We start from the raw sequence: 16797 nt of genomic DNA, 5'->3' as shown, positions 1-16797 counted from the left end.
AGTCCTCCTCTATTTCTTCTCCGAATCAGTCAAAACTGCAACTAATTGTTCCTTGGCTTCTTCTACCGTAGCATCAGAAATTTGTGTTGCGGCATCAGACAAGTGTCCACCACCACCAAGTTTTTCCATAATAACTTGTACATTAACATTACCCAAACTTCTAGCCGAGATCCCTACTCGACCATCGGGACGTTTGCTAATGACAAATGATGCTTCAACATTATCTAGTGACAACAATGTATCAGCGGCTTGGGCTACGATGACAGGATCATAAGTCTTGTCTTCTTCACCGAAACATACTGCCATATTACCATTGACCATCGTAATTGTTTCAATCAAATGACTCTTCTGAATAAATGAATCGACATTCTCTTTCAAAACATTTTGAATGATAGTTTCGTCAGCACCCACAGAACGCAAGTAACTAGCGGCATCGAAAGTTCTCGTACCAGTTCTAAGTGAGAATGACTTCGTATCGACGGTAATTCCGGCCAACAAAGCTGTAGCTTCGATCTTCTCGATAGCTTTCTTATTCTTAGGTTGGTACTCAAGCATTTCGGTAATCAATTCACTGGTTGATGAAGCATATGGCTCAATGTAGATCAACATTGGATTCTCTGGGAATTCCTCGCCACGTCTATGGTGGTCGATAACAACGACTTTATTATTGTCGCCATCGATCAAGTTAGGGTTGATTGAAATACTTTGCTTAGAATGGTCGACCATCACGATTAAAGTTTTTGGCGTTTTAAGAACAACTGACTCCTCTGGTGAAATGATATCCTTTTGAATATCCGGTTCTTCTTTAGCCATGGTCAAAAGTCGACTGACATCAGAATGCAAAGTATTGGGATTGATCACGATCTTACATGGTGTGTTATTCATCAAGGAAATTCGTCTAATACCTAAAGATGAACCTAAAACATCCATATCGGGATGCGAGTGTCCCATAACGATAACTTGGTCGCTATCCTTCAACAATTCTTGTAGAGCTTCACTGATCATTCTAGCCCGGACACGAGTTCTCTTTTCCATCGGATCAGTATTTCCACCGTAGAAACGAGCTTTCTCACCAATTTCTTTAACGACGACTTGATCGCCCCCACGACCTAGTGCTAGGTTAAGATTCTTTTGCGCTTCAGTGTTCAATTTATCCAAATCATCGACACCGTAAGAAAAGCCCATACTCAAAGTCAAAGGCACATTTTGTTGCGAAGTATATTCACGAATCGTATCAAGAATTTTAAAACCATTTTTCTCCATTGTAAAGATTTTACCTGTGTAAGCCATAATGAAGAAATGGTCATCATCAATTCTCTTCAAAAACATTTGCTGATCAAAGGCCCAATTTGACAATTCGTTAGTAACGTAGTTGTCCAAATTAGAAATATCACGATCACTCATTGATTGAGTAATTTCGGCATAATTATCCAAATAAACTTGGCCAATGACCGAACGATTATCTTCATATCTTTTTTCAATTTTTGAATAATGTGTAATATCAAACAAATAGATTACTTTTAATTCTGGTTGAATTTGCACCAAAAAATCTTTGTCATCTATTTGAATAGTACGATTATCAGCATGACCCACGTCATCGACCAAACTTGATAATTGAGCCGAAACGTCCGCAATCGTCATACTGTTGGATGGATTAAAGCCTGTCTTTTCGACAAAGTAAGGATTTACCCATTGAATCTGTTTATCAGTATCGTACAAAAGTATGCCCAAAGGATACTCAACGAAACTGTTGTCTGTTCCCCGATCAATTCGATATTGCAAATTGTTAGTATATTTACCTGCCTTCTCACCTAATAAAAGGAAGAGATAAACAAATAAAATCAACGAAATAATCACTAAGATGGCTTGGATATACCCGGCAATAGAACCGTGAATCAAGCCGACGATTAAAATCGAAAACAACATCACAATCAAAGAGACCGCTGTTAATTGAGTTGAATGATCAACTCGAGAAAGGAAGAATTTCAGATTAGCTTTTATCTTTTTCATATTAGTCCCCTCTTAGATATACCCTTTAATTTTATCACAGCCGACTTCTTCTTTCTTCTATATATTACATCGAAAATCAAGTCTTAAAATCATTAGCTTTTGGAAATAAAAACACCAGAATTCCCGATATACTTTGAGAATCCTGATGTTGATTACTTATTCATCATCTTTGATAGTTTTTACATGCATTCTTTCATAAAGAGACATAAAAATTGTGAAAAAGGTTGTGAAAATCAAAGCTGAGATTATCTCTTTAAAACTGAATAAGATTTTAAAATAGCCTTCATTAAAATAGAATAAAGAATGCACTACCCAAAAGCCAACAAATTCAAGTGGTGCTATTCTGACCCAACTGTGTTGTAGTCCTTTGACAAATTCCTTTTTATCTTCTGGACTGACTTCTTTTACGAGGAGTCTTTTCTTACCCATGGGGATGATCATGAATCCATAAATGAGAATGAGTGCCCCAATAGCTTGAACAAAGGTAGCTATGTAAAATAAGGTTTCAAAATCTGTGGTTTGAGTATTGGATGCATAAACACTGATTCCAAAGCCAAATACTAATTCAAAGACAAACAAAACAAATACCGTTCTCGTAGCAAAGATGCCGACTTCTTTTTGGATTCTTTCATCCACGAAGACGTTTTTCCCAATGAACCATTTGATGAGTTTTTTATCTAGCTTTTTCATGCGTTCCATCCCCTTAATTTTAGGTATACTTTAACTTTCCTCTTTATCTCTCCAAAACAACGTATTTAAGTCTGTATCCAACACCCAGGCTAATTTCAAACATAAATCTAATGATGGGTTGTATTTATCATTCTCAATCAGATTGATTGTCTGACGAGCTACACCGACTTTTTCCGCCAGTGCCATTTGCGATAACTTCTTGGCACGACGATATTCACGAACGTGATTCATAACTACACCTTTTTTCTTTCAAAAAAATGTCATATATATTTTACATTTATAGTATACAATTTGATTATTTGTTTTGTCAAATATATGTGACATATTTTGGTAAGCGGTATCATTGGCGATAACTGATAATTATTTTGGGGATAGAAAAGACACCATTTTAGATTGAGATTATTCTCTTTCTAACATGATGCCTATCGTATTTATAAATTGATCTGCAAGATGACCTTTGGTCGCTTGCATAATGCGTTCTAAGCGGCAAAGCCGCAAAGAGCGCATAAAAAAAAGACCACCATCAAAGTGATCTTTAATTAACTGCGAAGAATTAGTCTTCAGCAACGAATGGTAATAGAGCCATGATTCTTGCTCTCTTGATAGCTACAGTAAGCTTACGTTGGTTCTTAGCACTTGTACCTGTAACACGTCTTGGCAAAATCTTACCACGTTCTGAGATAAATCTCTTAAGTAATTCTGTATCTTTATAATCGATGTATTCGATATGGTTAGCAGCGATGAAGTCAACTTTACGTCTTCTACGTCCGCCTCTTCTTTGTTGGGCCATTATAGATTGCTCCCTTCTATATTAAAATGGTAAATCATCATCAGAAATGTCAATCGGCTTGCTGTTGTTAGCAAAAGGATCGCCATTATTATTGTTAGAATTGTTAGATTGATTATTGTTATTAGAATTGTTGTTACTATTATCGAAATTGCCGTTGCCAGCGTTATTTCCATAATTGTTGTTATTATTATTTCCAAATGGAGACTGACTTGATTGATTGTTGTTGTTATTATAGCTAGGTGCTTGATTGGAACCAGCACCGGAATTTCTCTTTTCACTTTCGGCACGAGATTCTAACAAGGAGAAGTTTTCTACAACTACTTCTGTTACATATACTCGTTGTCCTTGTTGGTTTTCATAGTTACGTGTTTGAAGACGTCCATCAATACCTACAAGAGAACCTTTGTTAGTGAAATTAGAAAAATTCTCGGCAGCTTTTCTCCAAATGACACAATTGATAAAATCGGCTTCACGTTCACCTTGAGAATTAGTAAATTGTCTGTTTACAGCAACTGTAAAACTGGCAACCGCTGCTCCATTAGCAGTGTATCTTAATTCAGGATCACGTGTCAGGCGTCCAACTAAAACTACTCGATTAATCATTTATCTGCCTCCTTAAATTGTTTCACGTGAAACAAGATTAGTCTTCGCGTCTAACGATCATGTGACGAAGAATGTTATCTTCAATCTTTGAAAGACGGTCGAATTCGTTAATTGCTTCATCGTTTTCAGCATCTGCGTTAATAATGTGGTAGATACCTTCTTTATAATTAGCAATTTCGTATGCTAAACGTTTCTTTTCCCAGTCTTTTGAGTCGATTACTTTGGCGCCGTTGTCAGCAAGAATCTTGTCGAAACGTTCGATCAATGCCTTCTTTGCGTCTTCTTCCATATCAGGTTTAATGATATATGTGATTTCGTAATGTGCTTCAGCCATGACTGTACACCTCCTTATGGTCTAATGGTTCTCTCTTTTCGAAAGAACAAGGAGCATAAATTAACTACATTTTATACTCACGAAGTATAAGTTTATCATAAACTTTCTCCAATTACTAGAACTAAAAACAAAAAAATCGTTTCTGCCTGACACGCATCCCTATTTGGATACATAATCAAATTACGCAGAAACGATTATTTTTTAATCTTCTTTGTTTTCAGTAGTTTCATCTGTTGATTCAGTTGAATCTTCATCGCTTGATTCTGACTCATCTTCAGCAATCTTAGTCATTGTTGAAACGATTGAATCATCGTCAACTTTAATCAATCTGACACCTAAAGTTGCACGTCCAGTTTGTGAAACGCTTTGAACATCAAAACGAATCATAACACCTTTATCCGTGATCAACATGATATCTTCATCACCATTGACGACCATCAATCCAGCAATTGGACCATTCTTTTCGGTAACGTTGGCGGTCTTGATACCTTTACCACCACGACCTTTAACTGGATATTCTTCAACTGAAGTTCTCTTACCATAACCTTTTTCGGAAATAGTTAGCACTTCTTGACCAGTTTCAGCAATCGATGAACCAATAACGTAATCTTCGTCACGCAGTTTAATACCACGAACACCAGCAGCAGTTCTTCCCATTGGACGAACATCGCTTTCCTTGAATGTCACGGCATAACCCTTGTGAGTACCAATAACGATAACTTTTTCACCATTAGTTAAGAAGACATTAGTTAACTCATCCTCGTCCTTTAGAGTAATGGCACGAAGACCAGAATGTCTAATATTAGCGAAATCAGTTACTGGTGTACGTTTAACAGTTCCTTGCTTAGTAACGAAGAACAAGAAGGACTTCTCTGGATCAACATCTTTATCGACATTGATGACGGTTTGAATCTTCTCGCCTTTTTCGATATTCAACAAGTTGATAACTGGAATACCTTTGGCTGTCCGTCCATATTCAGGAACTTCGTAACCTTTGATACGGTAAACCTTACCAGCATTAGTGAAGAACAAGAGACGGTCATGAGTTGATGTGTAAATCATTTGTTCAATGAAATCATCATCATGCACACCCATTCCTTGAACACCACGGCCACCACGATTTTGAACACGGAATTCATCCGCTGACAAACGTTTGATGTAGCCATTGTGTGTCAAAACAACCAAGATGTTTTCTTCTTCAATCAAATCTTCATCTTCGATGTTGGCAACTTCACTAGCACGGATTTCAGTTCTTCTGTCATCCCCGAATTTTTCTTGAATTTCAAGCAATTCGTCGTAGATGATTTTATCAACACGTTCAGGTGTAGCCAAAATATCTTTGTAGTCAGCAATTTTTACTAACAAATCTTGGTATTCGGCTTCAACTTTGTCACGTTCCAAACCTGTCAAACGAACCAAACGCATATCTAGGATAGCTTGTGATTGTTTGTCAGATAACTTGAACTTGTCCATCAAAGTTTGCTTAGCTACAGCTGAGGTTTGAGAGCCACGGATGATCTTGATGATTTCATCAATGTGATCCAAAGCAATTCTCAATCCTTCAAGAATGTGAGCCCGAGCTTGAGCACGTCTTAATTCATATTCAGTTCTTCTTCTGATAACAACTTCTTGGTGCTTCAAGTATTCAACCAAAACGCCTTTTAGTGAGAAGACTTTAGGTGTCTTACCAACGATAGCAACCATGTTGATACCATAAGAAATTTGAAGTTGCGTCAATTTATAAAGATTGTTCAAAACAACTGAAGCACTCATATCACGGCGAAGGTCGATAACGATACGCATACCTTCACGATCGGATTCATCGTTTAGATCAGTAATTCCTTCAATCTTCTTTTCACGTGCTAAATCAGCGATTCTTTCAACCAACTTAGCTTTATTGACCATATATGGAAGTTCAGTAACGATGATTTGTTCAGCGCCACTCTTCTTCGTTACAACGTCAACTTTGGCACGCAAGATAATTGTTCCACGACCATGTTCATAAGCTTTTCTGATACCAGAACGACCCATGATGATACCACCAGTTGGGAAATCTGGTCCGGGAATTGCTTTCATCAAGTCAGCGACTGTTGCATCTTTGTTTCTCATCAAAATGTGCAAAGCATCGATAACTTCTTTTAAGTTGTGTGATGGAATATTAGTTGTCATACCAACAGCGATACCGGTAGCTCCGTTAACCAAAAGATTAGGGAATCTAGCTGGCAAAACAGTCGGTTCTTTTTCTTCACCATCGTAGTTAGGAATAAGGTCAACAGTATCTTTGTTGATATCACGCAACATTTCCACTGCCATCTTACTCATTCTAGCTTCGGTATAACGCATAGCAGCAGGTGGATCACCATCGATTGAACCAAAGTTTCCGTGTCCATCAACTAATGGATAACGGTAACTGAAATCCTGCGCCATTCTAACCATTGATTCATAAATAGCGGAGTCACCATGGGGGTGATACTTACCCATAATGTCACCAACGAAACGAGCACTCTTCTTGTATGGTTTATCAGGTGTAACACCTAATTCATTCATACCATAAAGGATACGACGATGAACTGGTTTGAGGCCATCACGAACGTCTGGTAGCGCACGTGACACAATAACACTAGCAGCGTAGTCAACGAAGGAATTCTTCATGACTTCTGTCAAGTTAACATTTTCTATTCTATGATCTGCCATTAAATTGCCATCCTCCTTAATAATCTACTTCTGCATAACGTGCATTTGCTTCAATGAATTCTCTTCTAGGTTCAACTTTATCACCCATCAACATTGAGAAAATCTTGTTAGCTTCAATTGCATCATCCAAGTTAACACGGTCCAATCTTCTCTTTTCTGGGTCCATAGTTGTTTCCCACAATTGATCCGCATCCATTTCACCAAGACCCTTGTAACGTTGGATCTTTGGTTCTGGCTTTGGTGGCAATTGTTCAACGAAGTCATCTTTTTCTTTATCAGTATCAAAGTATCTCATCATCTTACCTTGACGAACTTGATACAAAGGTGGCTTGGCGATATAAACATATCCTGCATCAACGACCGGACGCATGTATCTGTAAAGCAATGTCAACAACAAGGTTCTAATATGCGCACCATCGACATCGGCATCGGTCATGATGATAACTTTGTGATATCTAGCTTTAGAAATATCGAAGTCTTCTCCAAAACCAGTACCCATAGCTGTAAAGAGGGTTCTGATTTCTTCGTTAGCCAAAATCTTGTCCATTGAGGCTTTTTCAACGTTCAAAATCTTACCTCTGATTGGCAAAATAGCTTGAGTCAAACGGGAACGACCAGTCTTAGCAGAACCACCGGCAGAATCACCCTCGACGATGAATAATTCAGAAATTTCTGGATCTTTACTTGAGTTATCAGCCAATTTACCAGGAAGATTACTGATTTCTAGACCATTTTGTTTTCTAGTTACTTCACGAGCTCTCTTAGCAGCTAAACGAGCTTTGGTAGCAAGTGAACCTTTTTCAACAATCTTCTTAGCAACGTCAGGATTTTCCATCAAGAACTTAGAGAAATGTTCACTGAAGAGACGATCAGTGATAGTTCTAGCATCAGAATTTCCTAATTTTGTCTTAGTTTGACCTTCAAATTGTGGGTCTGGGTGCTTGATAGAAACAACGGCAGTCATTCCTTCACGAACATCTTCACCGGACAATTTTTCAGTGTCTTTTAATAGTTTATTTTTGTGAGCGTAATCGTTAATAACACGAGTCAAAGCTGTCTTGAAACCAACTTCGTGAGTACCACCTTCATAAGTGTGGATGTTATTAGCGAAAGTCATCAAATTAGTATGGAACTCGTCAGTATATTGCAAGGAAACTTCGACTGTGATTCCGTCTTGAACACCTTCAAGATAGATTGGTTGGTCGAATAGAACGTCTTTTTCCTTGTCCAAATATTCAACGTAGCTTCTAATTCCACCCTCATAGTGGAAAACTAATTTTTCAGCTGTATCGGCTCTTTTATCTGTAAATGTAAGTTTCAATCCCTTATTTAAGAAAGCCAATTCACGAATTCTAGTTGTTAAAACTTTGTCATCGTAAACAGTTGTTTCCGTAAAGATATCTGGATCGGGTACGAAATGAACACGAGTTCCATGTTCAAATTCACCAGCGTCTCCTAAAACGTGCATTGAATGTTTAACTTTTCCACGTTCAAAGTCGATTCCATAACGTTTGCCGCCACGGACAACTTGAACATCTAGTTCACTACTCAACGCATTAACTACAGAGGCACCAACACCGTGCAAACCACCAGAAACCTTGTATCCGCCACCGCCGAATTTACCACCGGCATGCAAGATAGTATAAACAGTTTCTAGAGCAGGCTTACCTGTCTTCTTTTGAATATCGACAGGAATACCACGACCATCATCGGTTACGGTAATGGAATTATCTGGTTCAACAGTTACTTCGATTTTTGTAGCAAAACCAGCTAAAGCTTCATCAATACCATTATCAATAATTTCCCAAACAAGATGGTGTAAACCTTGTTTACTAGTCGACCCAATATACATACCGGGACGTTTACGAACAGCCTCTAGTCCTTCAAGAACTTGAATTTGACTCGCGTCGTATTCTTCGACTTGTTCTTCTCTTTTTTCTAGCTCAGCTTTTCTGTCTTCAGCCATTAAATCTCCTCCTGTTGAACTTTGCCATTATTAATATTTAAAATATTAGGATTTTTAACTAATTCTGGATCGACATCGTCAATTGAAGTCGTTGTAATGAAGGTTTGAATACCTTCTTTAATTGACGACAACAAATGCGTCTGTCTCTTATGATCTAGTTCCGATAGAACATCATCCAATAACAAAATCGGATAATCTCCTACCTGATCTTTGATTAACTCGACTTCGGCTAGTTTCAAACTCAACGCAACTGAACGTTGCTGACCTTGAGAACCGAAATCTTGGACATTCTTCTCATTGACTAAGAATTTAATATCGTCACGATGTGGCCCAAATAAGGTCACGCCGCGTTTGATTTCTTTTTGATAGTTTTGTTTGAAATTATCTTTGAAAACATCATATATATTTTCAAGAGTTTTCCCGTCTGTATTGAAAAAGGTATTGTAAACAATTTTGAGTTTTTCATTATCTTCAGTTATGTTTGCATGAATCTTTTCAATATGGTCTTGCAGTTTTTGCAAAAATTGTAAACGCGAAAAAATAACTTCAGCACAGTAAGCCGAAAATTGATCCGACAAGACGTCTAAATAAATCATATCGTTTGCTTGATGATGCTGAAGTTTTTTTAAATAAGCATTTCTTTGCTTTAAAACAGCTTTGAATTGGCTCATTGTCTTCAAATATTGCGCAGACATTTGACCAAATTCCATATCAATGAACTTGCGGCGAATTCCGGGATTGCCTTTAACAATCGAAAGGTCTTCTGGCGAAAAAAGAACAACATTCAAATTACCGATATAACTGGATAACTTACGTTGTTCTAAATTATTCAATTTCGCTTTTTTACCTGACTTGCTGATAACCAAATCTAGTTTCAAACGACTGGAATTATCTTTGATCACCGTCCCAGAAATTCTGGCAAAATCACTACCCCATCTAATTAAATCCTTGTCATTGCTAGTCCGATGACTTCTCGTCAGAGCTAAAAAGTACATAGACTCTAATAAATTGGTCTTGCCTTGAGCATTCTCTCCCAAAAAAACATTGATTGCGGGTGAAAAATTGACGTTTAAGGATTCGTAGTTGCGATAATTTTGAAGTTTTAATTCTTTAACAAACATTTATTCAATTTCAAAAGTTTGCTCACCAACAACGACGACGTCTCCAGAGCGCAACTTTTTACCACGGCGATCTTCAGGACTGCCATTAAGTAATACTGAATTTTCTCGTAAAAACCACTTGGCTTGACCGCCAGTAGCAATGACTCCGGTATCTTTCAATAATTGACCTAAAGTAATGAATTCAGTTTCTAGCTTAATTTTTTCAGACATAGTAACACCCTATTTATTAGATTTATCCATTAATGACATAACAATATTATAGTTGTTTTCACAATAAAAGACAACTTAGAACGAAATATCAGGCGATTTGAGCAATTTTTGAAATAATGAGTATCCACCCACTAAAATTACTTTAAAAAAGTCCAATCGCTAATATACCGGCTTTAAATTTAAAACAACAAAAAAAATAGACCAAACCGAAAGTTCAGTCTATTTTGAGTTATTCACATTAAAATGTTCGTACTGGGGTGATAAGTTGAACGAAATTATCGCGATCTTCCACCGGTCTTAAAGTAAATGGGTGTAATGGAGAAGTAAAACTCATTTCAATATTTGTGTTACTTCCGAATGATCTTAAAGCATCCTTTAGATAATCAGGGTTGAACGAAATTTCCAAATCGTCGCCTTCGATATTTTCGCAATCAAGAACTTCTTCTACGGTACCAACTTCTGGTGAATTTCCGTAAAGAGTGGCTTTTTTATCAACAGCCTTGATTTCTAACTTGATAACGTTGTTTCTACTTTCATGAGAAAGAAGTGAAGCACGTTCAACTGAAGCTAGAAAACTTGATGAATCAAAAGTCAAACGAGTATTGGATTCATCAGGAATCAAGCGGTCAGTTTCAGGATATCTTCCATCAAGCAATCTTGAGTAGAACATAATATTGTCAAAACTGAATAAAACTTGGTTTTCTGAAATCGACATTGAGATTTCTTTGACTGTGTCGCTGATAGTTCTAACTAATTCAGTCAAACTCTTACCAGGAATGATCAAGTTGTAGTCTTCATCGCTAGTGATGTTGATCTTTCTTTGTGAAAGACGGTGACTATCAGTTGCAACTGCTGTTAGGCCTTCGCTTGTGATCAAGAAGTTAACACCAGTTAGAACTGGACGACTTTCTTGAGTTGAAACAGCGATAACAGTTTGGTTAACAACTTCTTTGAAAACATCAGTTGGTAAAACTAATTGATTATCAGTTTCTACTTCGGGAAGATGTGGATAATTTACAGCATCTAAGCCGTTAATTGTAAATTCTGAAACTCCAGATTTGATTAGAGTTTGATTATTGTTCAAAACTTCTAATTCAAAATTGTCGCCAGGAAGTTTTTTGATGATTTCATTGAAAAATCTAGCTGGTAAAACAATTGAACCAGTACTTTCGATTTTCAAGTCGTTATCGTTATCATCTTTCGAAATAAATGATGTGATGGAAATATCTGAATTGCTTCCTGTAATTGTTAAGCCTGATTCCGAAAGATCTAATTTCATTCCTGTCAAAATAGGAATAGTTGTCTTTGTCGAAATTGCTCGTTGAACGTTACTAGTTTGATTAATGAACTTTGATCGATCAATAGAAAATTTCATAGGTAACTCCCTTTTTTAATTAATTAATATAAAGATAGAAGTAGTAGTAGGCACTGTTAAAACTGTGGAAAACTCTTCTGATGGTTGATTCTTATAGAAAAATACATGTTATTAACAGCTGTGGATAACTGTGGGAAAAACTCAAAGTTGTTAACATGTTAATTTCTGAGGTCATCTTTTAGTTCGTTGACTGAGCGTTTCAAGTCAGCATCTTTAATGAGCAATTCGGATATTTTATCACAAGAATGCATTACTGTCGTGTGGTCTTTACCGCCAAATTCCATTCCGATTTGTGGTAGAGACTTATCAGTTAGTTCTCGAGATAAATACATCGCGATTTGTCGTGGAACAACGATTGATTTTACCCGCTTCTTACCTTTGATATCTTGAACGGTCACGTGATAAAATTTGGCAACTTTACTTTGAATCTTGCTGATCGAAAGTCCGTTGCGGTCGTTAGTTCGTTTGAAATCTCTCAAAGCATCAGCGGCGACTGATTTAGTAATATCAGTATTTTGAGTCGTCGAATAAGCTTGAACGCGAATAAGTGCACCCTCAAGTTCACGTACATTCGTGTCAACTTGCGCTGCAATGTAAGATAGTGTGTCATTTGGAATTTCTAGGTGTTCAGCTTTAGCTTTGTTGCGCAGAATGGCAATTCTAGTTTCAAGATCCGGTGCTGTAATATCAGCTGAAAGACCGCTAGTAAATCGAGAAACTAAACGTGCTTGCAATTCTGGGATTTCTTTAGGCAAACGATCTGAAGTCATCACGATTTGCTTGCCATTTTCGTAAAGCTCGTTAAAAGTATGGAAGAATTCTTCTTGAGTCCCCTCTTTTTTAGCGAAAAATTGAACGTCATCTATTAATAGTAGATCGACGTTTCGGTATTCTTGTCTAAATTCGTCTTGAGTTCTCGTTTGAATTGAATTGATAAAGTCATTCGCAAAGGTTTCGCTAGTCACATATTTAACTTTGGCCAATGGATCTAGTTTGATCATTTGATGACCGACGGCTTGCATTAAATGTGTTTTCCCTAAACCAACGCCTCCATAGATGAAGAGTGGATTGTATACTCCACCTGGATCTTCAGCAGCCGCAAGTGCAGCCGCATGTGCCATCTGATTACCGCTACCAACAATAAAAGAAGAAAAAGTATATTTCGGATTTAAATGCGAATTATGAAAAACATGTTTAGGCTGAGCAGAAGTAGTTTCTGGTTCAATGTGGGGAGCAATAGTTTGCTCCTCTTTTTTTGTTTTGTCTTCATCGTTTTCAATTATTGGATTTAGTTCAGTTCCATTAAATTCATATGAGTAAATAGCAATTTTTTCTGTGTAGTTACGTTCCCAATAATCTTTGTGAAGCTTGGTTGGTACAGAAATATAAATGTTATTTCCATCAATGCATAAGGGATCAGCACTTTCAACCCAAGTCGAATAGCTGACTGAAGTTAATTGAGATCTTAACTTATTAGTAAAGAAATCCCAAAATTCAGTCAGCTTTGGATCTGTTGAGTTATTAATATTTTGCAATTATTTCCCCCCAATCTGTAGTTGTGGATAATTTTTTCCCTAAAATGACAGTTTATAGTTTATCATTCTAAACAATAGTTTTCCACAGAACACACGTTTAAATTTAGAAGAAATAACAACGGGTAATTTCTTAATCCACATCTCTGTGGAAAATATAGGCTGTGGATAATTATTAACACAGTTATCCACAATTAACAGTCAAGAAAAAGCCTTTATTTCAGCTGTTACAAAGAAAAAACAAAAAATAAACAATCCTGTGGAAAACTAAAACACAGTAAAAATCCACAGGGCAAAACTCTGTTAAAACGTCTGTGGATAAAAAAGGTTATGAAAGTTTTATTTTTTTATCCACAATTGAAATTGCGAAAAACTTTCTAAAAAAAACTTGTATTTATAGGAAATTAGTTATTTAAAAAATCGTCATAACATGATATGCTAGTTAAGCAATTGTCTGAAGAAGTGAATTTTAATTAAATATAAGAGTCAGGAGGTTTACTGATGACTACAAAGAGAACATTTCAACCAAAGAAGCGTCACCGTGAACGCGTCCATGGTTTCATGAAGAGAATGAGTACAAGTAATGGTCGCAAAGTTTTAGCAAGACGCCGTAAAAAGGGTCGTAAAGTATTATCAGCTTAGTTTTGAAGGATCACTAAACATTTGGTGGTCTTTTTTTATTACAAAACGAGAGTAGACTGGTGACATATGAGAAAAAGCTATCGAATAAAAAAAGAAAATGAGTTTCAATATGTCTATTCCAACGGGGCTTCAGTTGCAAATCGCAATTTTGTCTTATACAAGATGCCTAAAGAGGGACAAAAACATTTTCGTGTAGGACTTTCAGTCGGAAAAAAAGTTTCACATACAGCAGTTGGTCGTAATCGTATTAAAAGATACGTACGCCAATCACTATTAGAATTGAAGCCAGAGCTTCCTGCTGAATTGGATTTCTTGATTATAGCTAGAAAACCGGCAGTAGATTTAGATATGTTTGAGACGAAAAAAAATATTGTACATTTATTGAAATTAGGTAATGTATTAAAATAGAGTTAAAAAATATGACTAATAGGTGTAAAAGTGAATAAAAAAAGCTTAAAGAAATACATAGGTGTTGCTCTATTACTTAGTGTTGTCTTGGTTTTAGCTGGATGTTCAAACCTAAACGAGCCAATCACAAGTAATAGTACGGGATTCTGGGATCATTACGTTATTTATAGTTTTTCTAGATTCATTCTTTGGTTAGCTTCATTAGTGAATAATAGTTATGGATGGGCAATCATCATCTTCACTATTTTAGTGAGAGTTATCTTGTTGCCACTTAACTGGTACCAAATCAAGAGTATGAATAAGCAAATGAAGATCCAACCTCAAATGCAGGCTCTTCAAAAGAAATATTCTGCTAAAGATGTGGACACTCAACAAAAACTACGTGATGAGACACAAAAACTTTATAGTGAGGCGGGAGTAAACCCAGTAGCTGGATGTTTGCCATTGGTAATTCAACTACCAGTTATGTTTGCTTTGTATCAAGCTATTTATAAGACAACTCAACTTCGTAATGGTAGTTTCTTATGGATGCAACTTGGTAAGGCCGATCCATATTACATTATGGCTATCTTAGCGGCTGTATTTACTTTCTTAAGTACTTACATTTCTAGCTACTCACAGCCAACACAAAATTCGACGACAAAGATCATGACTTGGGTTATGCCAATCTTTATCTTCGTACCAGCATTAACTTTCCCATCAGCTATTACAATTTACTGGGTAATAACTAATGCGTTCCAAGTTCTCCAGACATTGGCTTTCCAAAATCCGTTCAAGTATCGTCGTGAACAAAGAGAAGCTGCGGAAGCTGAGAAAGAAAAACAACGTCGACTTAGAAAAGCTAAGAAACGTGTTTACAAGAATCGAAAATAATTGACAATTTCAAAAAATCTCGTTAAGATGTTTTTTGAAATTATTCATATATCGTATATAGAAAAGTAGTCAAGGTGCTTTTCCGTCAAACATTGGCGGATTATGCACTTTTTTTATGCTCAAAAACAAGGAAGGAAATATTTTATGCCAAGTTCAGTAACCGAATATGACACTATTGCTGCAATTTCGACGCCTCCTGGGGAAGGTGCTATCTCAATCGTCAGGATGTCAGGAGATCAAGCAGTTGATGTTGCCAAAAAAGTTTTCAAGGGACGTGATTTAGCTAAAGTTGCCAGTCACACAATCAACTACGGTCACATTTACGACCCTAGCGATAATTCATTGATCGATGAAGTTATGGTCTCTGTAATGCGAGCACCAAAGACTTTCACACGAGAAGATATCATCGAAATAAATACCCACGGGGGTATAGTTGCTACTAACAAAGTTCTGCAATTATTGTTAGCTTATGGCGCTAGAATGGCCGAACCAGGTGAATTTACTAAACGTGCCTTTTTGAATGGTCGAATCGATTTAACGCAAGCTGAATCAGTGATGGATTTGATCCGTGCCAAAACGGACAAAGCTATGCAAGTAGCTGTTAATCAATTGGATGGAAATTTGCATCATTTGATCTCTAATTTGCGTCAAGAAATCTTGGATTCATTAGCTCAAGTAGAAGTAAATATTGATTATCCAGAATATGATACTGACCAGATGACTACGAAGATGCTTTTAGAAAAAGCCAAGACTGTCAGCAAGAGTATCGACAGTTTATTAAAAACTGCTGATAGTGGTGAAATTTTACAACACGGATTAGCTACCGCTATTGTCGGAAAGCCAAATGTTGGTAAATCCAGTTTGTTGAATCGCCTTTTGGATGAAGAGAAAGCAATCGTAACTGATGTTGCCGGGACAACTAGAGATGTGGTTGAACAATACGTCAATATCGACGGTGTGCCTTTGAAATTGATCGATACGGCTGGTATTCGTGATACTGAAGATAAGGTTGAAAAAATTGGTGTTGAGCGTTCTAAGGCAGCTTTAAAGGGTGCAGATTTGGTCATTCTAGTCTTAGATTCTAGTCGTGAATTAGAAGAGGACGATTTGGAATTACTCGATGCTACTCAAGATAAACGTCGAATCGTAATCTTTAACAAAGTAGATTTGATGCCTGTGATTACGCCTGAATCAGTGGTGCAATTGAAAGCTGACGATGTGATCTTGAAGACTTCAGCAATCAAGAATGACGGAATTGAAACTATCAAACAAACAATCAGTAAATTGTTCAATGCCGGAATCGAAGATAACAACAGCAGCAACGTCATTATTACTAGTGCTCGTCAAGCAGGTTTGCTCCGTAAAGCCAAAAATAGCCTCAATGACGTTATTTCTGGAATTGAAGCAGGAATGCCTATCGATCTAGTACAAATCGATATGACGGCTTGCTGGGACACTCTCGGAGAAATTACCGGTGAAAGTTATCAAGATGAATTGATTACACAACTATTCTCACAATTTTGTTTAGGAAAATAATTATATAGGTGAA

At 36.9% G+C, this 16797-nt stretch carries 16 protein-coding genes; 4 read left to right on the top strand and 12 right to left on the bottom strand.

Annotated features, from left to right (window positions below; all coding sequences use genetic code 11):
- Window positions 1-9 precede the first annotated feature (9 nt).
- The 12 genes from LF20184_RS00350 to dnaA all read right to left on the bottom strand — a co-directional run bounded on the left by LF20184_RS00350 (window position 10) and on the right by dnaA (window position 13328).
- Window positions 10-2010, bottom strand: coding sequence for a DHH family phosphoesterase (locus LF20184_RS00350; protein WP_010017912.1), 2001 nt, complete (start codon window positions 2008-2010; stop codon window positions 10-12).
- Window positions 2011-2166: 156 nt separating this feature from the next.
- Window positions 2167-2700, bottom strand: coding sequence for a hypothetical protein (locus LF20184_RS00345; RefSeq protein ID WP_010017913.1), 534 nt, complete (start codon window positions 2698-2700; stop codon window positions 2167-2169).
- 30 nt (window positions 2701-2730) lie between these two features.
- Window positions 2731-2931, bottom strand: coding sequence for a helix-turn-helix transcriptional regulator (locus LF20184_RS00340; protein ID WP_010017914.1), 201 nt, complete (start codon window positions 2929-2931; stop codon window positions 2731-2733).
- A 322-nt stretch (window positions 2932-3253) separates the two neighbouring features.
- A complete protein-coding gene (gene rpsR, locus LF20184_RS00335) occupies window positions 3254-3490 on the bottom strand; it encodes a 30S ribosomal protein S18 (RefSeq protein ID WP_010017915.1) in 237 nt (78 codons plus the stop codon).
- 21 nt (window positions 3491-3511) lie between these two features.
- Window positions 3512-4093 carry a single-stranded DNA-binding protein gene (gene ssb, locus LF20184_RS00330; protein ID WP_010017917.1) on the bottom strand — a complete coding sequence of 194 codons (582 nt, stop codon included), beginning with the start codon at window positions 4091-4093 and terminating at the stop codon, window positions 3512-3514.
- A gap of 37 nt (window positions 4094-4130) precedes the next feature.
- Complete coding sequence (rpsF, locus tag LF20184_RS00325) at window positions 4131-4427, bottom strand: 30S ribosomal protein S6 (protein ID WP_010017918.1); 297 nt, start codon at window positions 4425-4427, stop codon at window positions 4131-4133.
- A 201-nt stretch (window positions 4428-4628) separates the two neighbouring features.
- Window positions 4629-7121 carry a DNA gyrase subunit A gene (gene gyrA, locus LF20184_RS00320; protein ID WP_010017919.1) on the bottom strand — a complete coding sequence of 831 codons (2493 nt, stop codon included), beginning with the start codon at window positions 7119-7121 and terminating at the stop codon, window positions 4629-4631.
- A 16-nt stretch (window positions 7122-7137) separates the two neighbouring features.
- On the bottom strand, window positions 7138-9087 hold the full coding sequence (gene gyrB, locus LF20184_RS00315) for a DNA topoisomerase (ATP-hydrolyzing) subunit B (protein WP_010017921.1): 1950 nt from the start codon (window positions 9085-9087) through the stop codon (window positions 7138-7140).
- Entirely contained in the window at window positions 9087-10208 is a 1122-nt protein-coding gene (gene recF / locus LF20184_RS00310) for a DNA replication/repair protein RecF (RefSeq protein WP_010017923.1), read from the bottom strand. The genes gyrB and recF overlap by 1 nt, the downstream gene beginning before the upstream one ends.
- Window positions 10209-10418, bottom strand: coding sequence for a S4 domain-containing protein YaaA (gene yaaA / locus LF20184_RS00305; RefSeq protein ID WP_010017924.1), 210 nt, complete (start codon window positions 10416-10418; stop codon window positions 10209-10211).
- Window positions 10419-10656: 238 nt separating this feature from the next.
- A complete protein-coding gene (dnaN, locus tag LF20184_RS00300) occupies window positions 10657-11793 on the bottom strand; it encodes a DNA polymerase III subunit beta (protein ID WP_010017925.1) in 1137 nt (378 codons plus the stop codon).
- A gap of 158 nt (window positions 11794-11951) precedes the next feature.
- Window positions 11952-13328: a chromosomal replication initiator protein DnaA gene (dnaA, locus tag LF20184_RS00295; protein WP_010017926.1), complete on the bottom strand. Its 1377-nt coding sequence runs from the start codon at window positions 13326-13328 to the stop codon at window positions 11952-11954.
- Between the two features lie 498 nt (window positions 13329-13826).
- Here dnaA and rpmH point away from each other — a divergent pair, with 498 nt between their 5' ends.
- The 4 genes from rpmH to mnmE all read left to right on the top strand — a co-directional run bounded on the left by rpmH (window position 13827) and on the right by mnmE (window position 16784).
- Window positions 13827-13967 carry a 50S ribosomal protein L34 gene (gene rpmH / locus LF20184_RS00290; protein WP_010625561.1) on the top strand — a complete coding sequence of 47 codons (141 nt, stop codon included), beginning with the start codon at window positions 13827-13829 and terminating at the stop codon, window positions 13965-13967.
- Window positions 13968-14033: 66 nt separating this feature from the next.
- Window positions 14034-14375, top strand: a complete 342-nt coding sequence (gene rnpA, locus LF20184_RS00285; RefSeq protein ID WP_010017928.1) for a ribonuclease P protein component — start codon at window positions 14034-14036, stop codon at window positions 14373-14375.
- A 30-nt stretch (window positions 14376-14405) separates the two neighbouring features.
- Window positions 14406-15248 carry a membrane protein insertase YidC gene (gene yidC / locus LF20184_RS00280; RefSeq protein WP_010017930.1) on the top strand — a complete coding sequence of 281 codons (843 nt, stop codon included), beginning with the start codon at window positions 14406-14408 and terminating at the stop codon, window positions 15246-15248.
- Between the two features lie 144 nt (window positions 15249-15392).
- Entirely contained in the window at window positions 15393-16784 is a 1392-nt protein-coding gene (gene mnmE / locus LF20184_RS00275; protein ID WP_010017932.1) for a tRNA uridine-5-carboxymethylaminomethyl(34) synthesis GTPase MnmE, read from the top strand.
- Window positions 16785-16797: the final 13 nt, after the last annotated feature.

The organism is Companilactobacillus farciminis KCTC 3681 = DSM 20184, assembly GCF_002706745.1.
GTDB classification, from domain to species: domain Bacteria; phylum Bacillota; class Bacilli; order Lactobacillales; family Lactobacillaceae; genus Companilactobacillus; species Companilactobacillus farciminis.
Note: the sequence above shows the minus strand (reverse complement) of the source record. Positions and strands in the feature narration are given on the sequence as shown.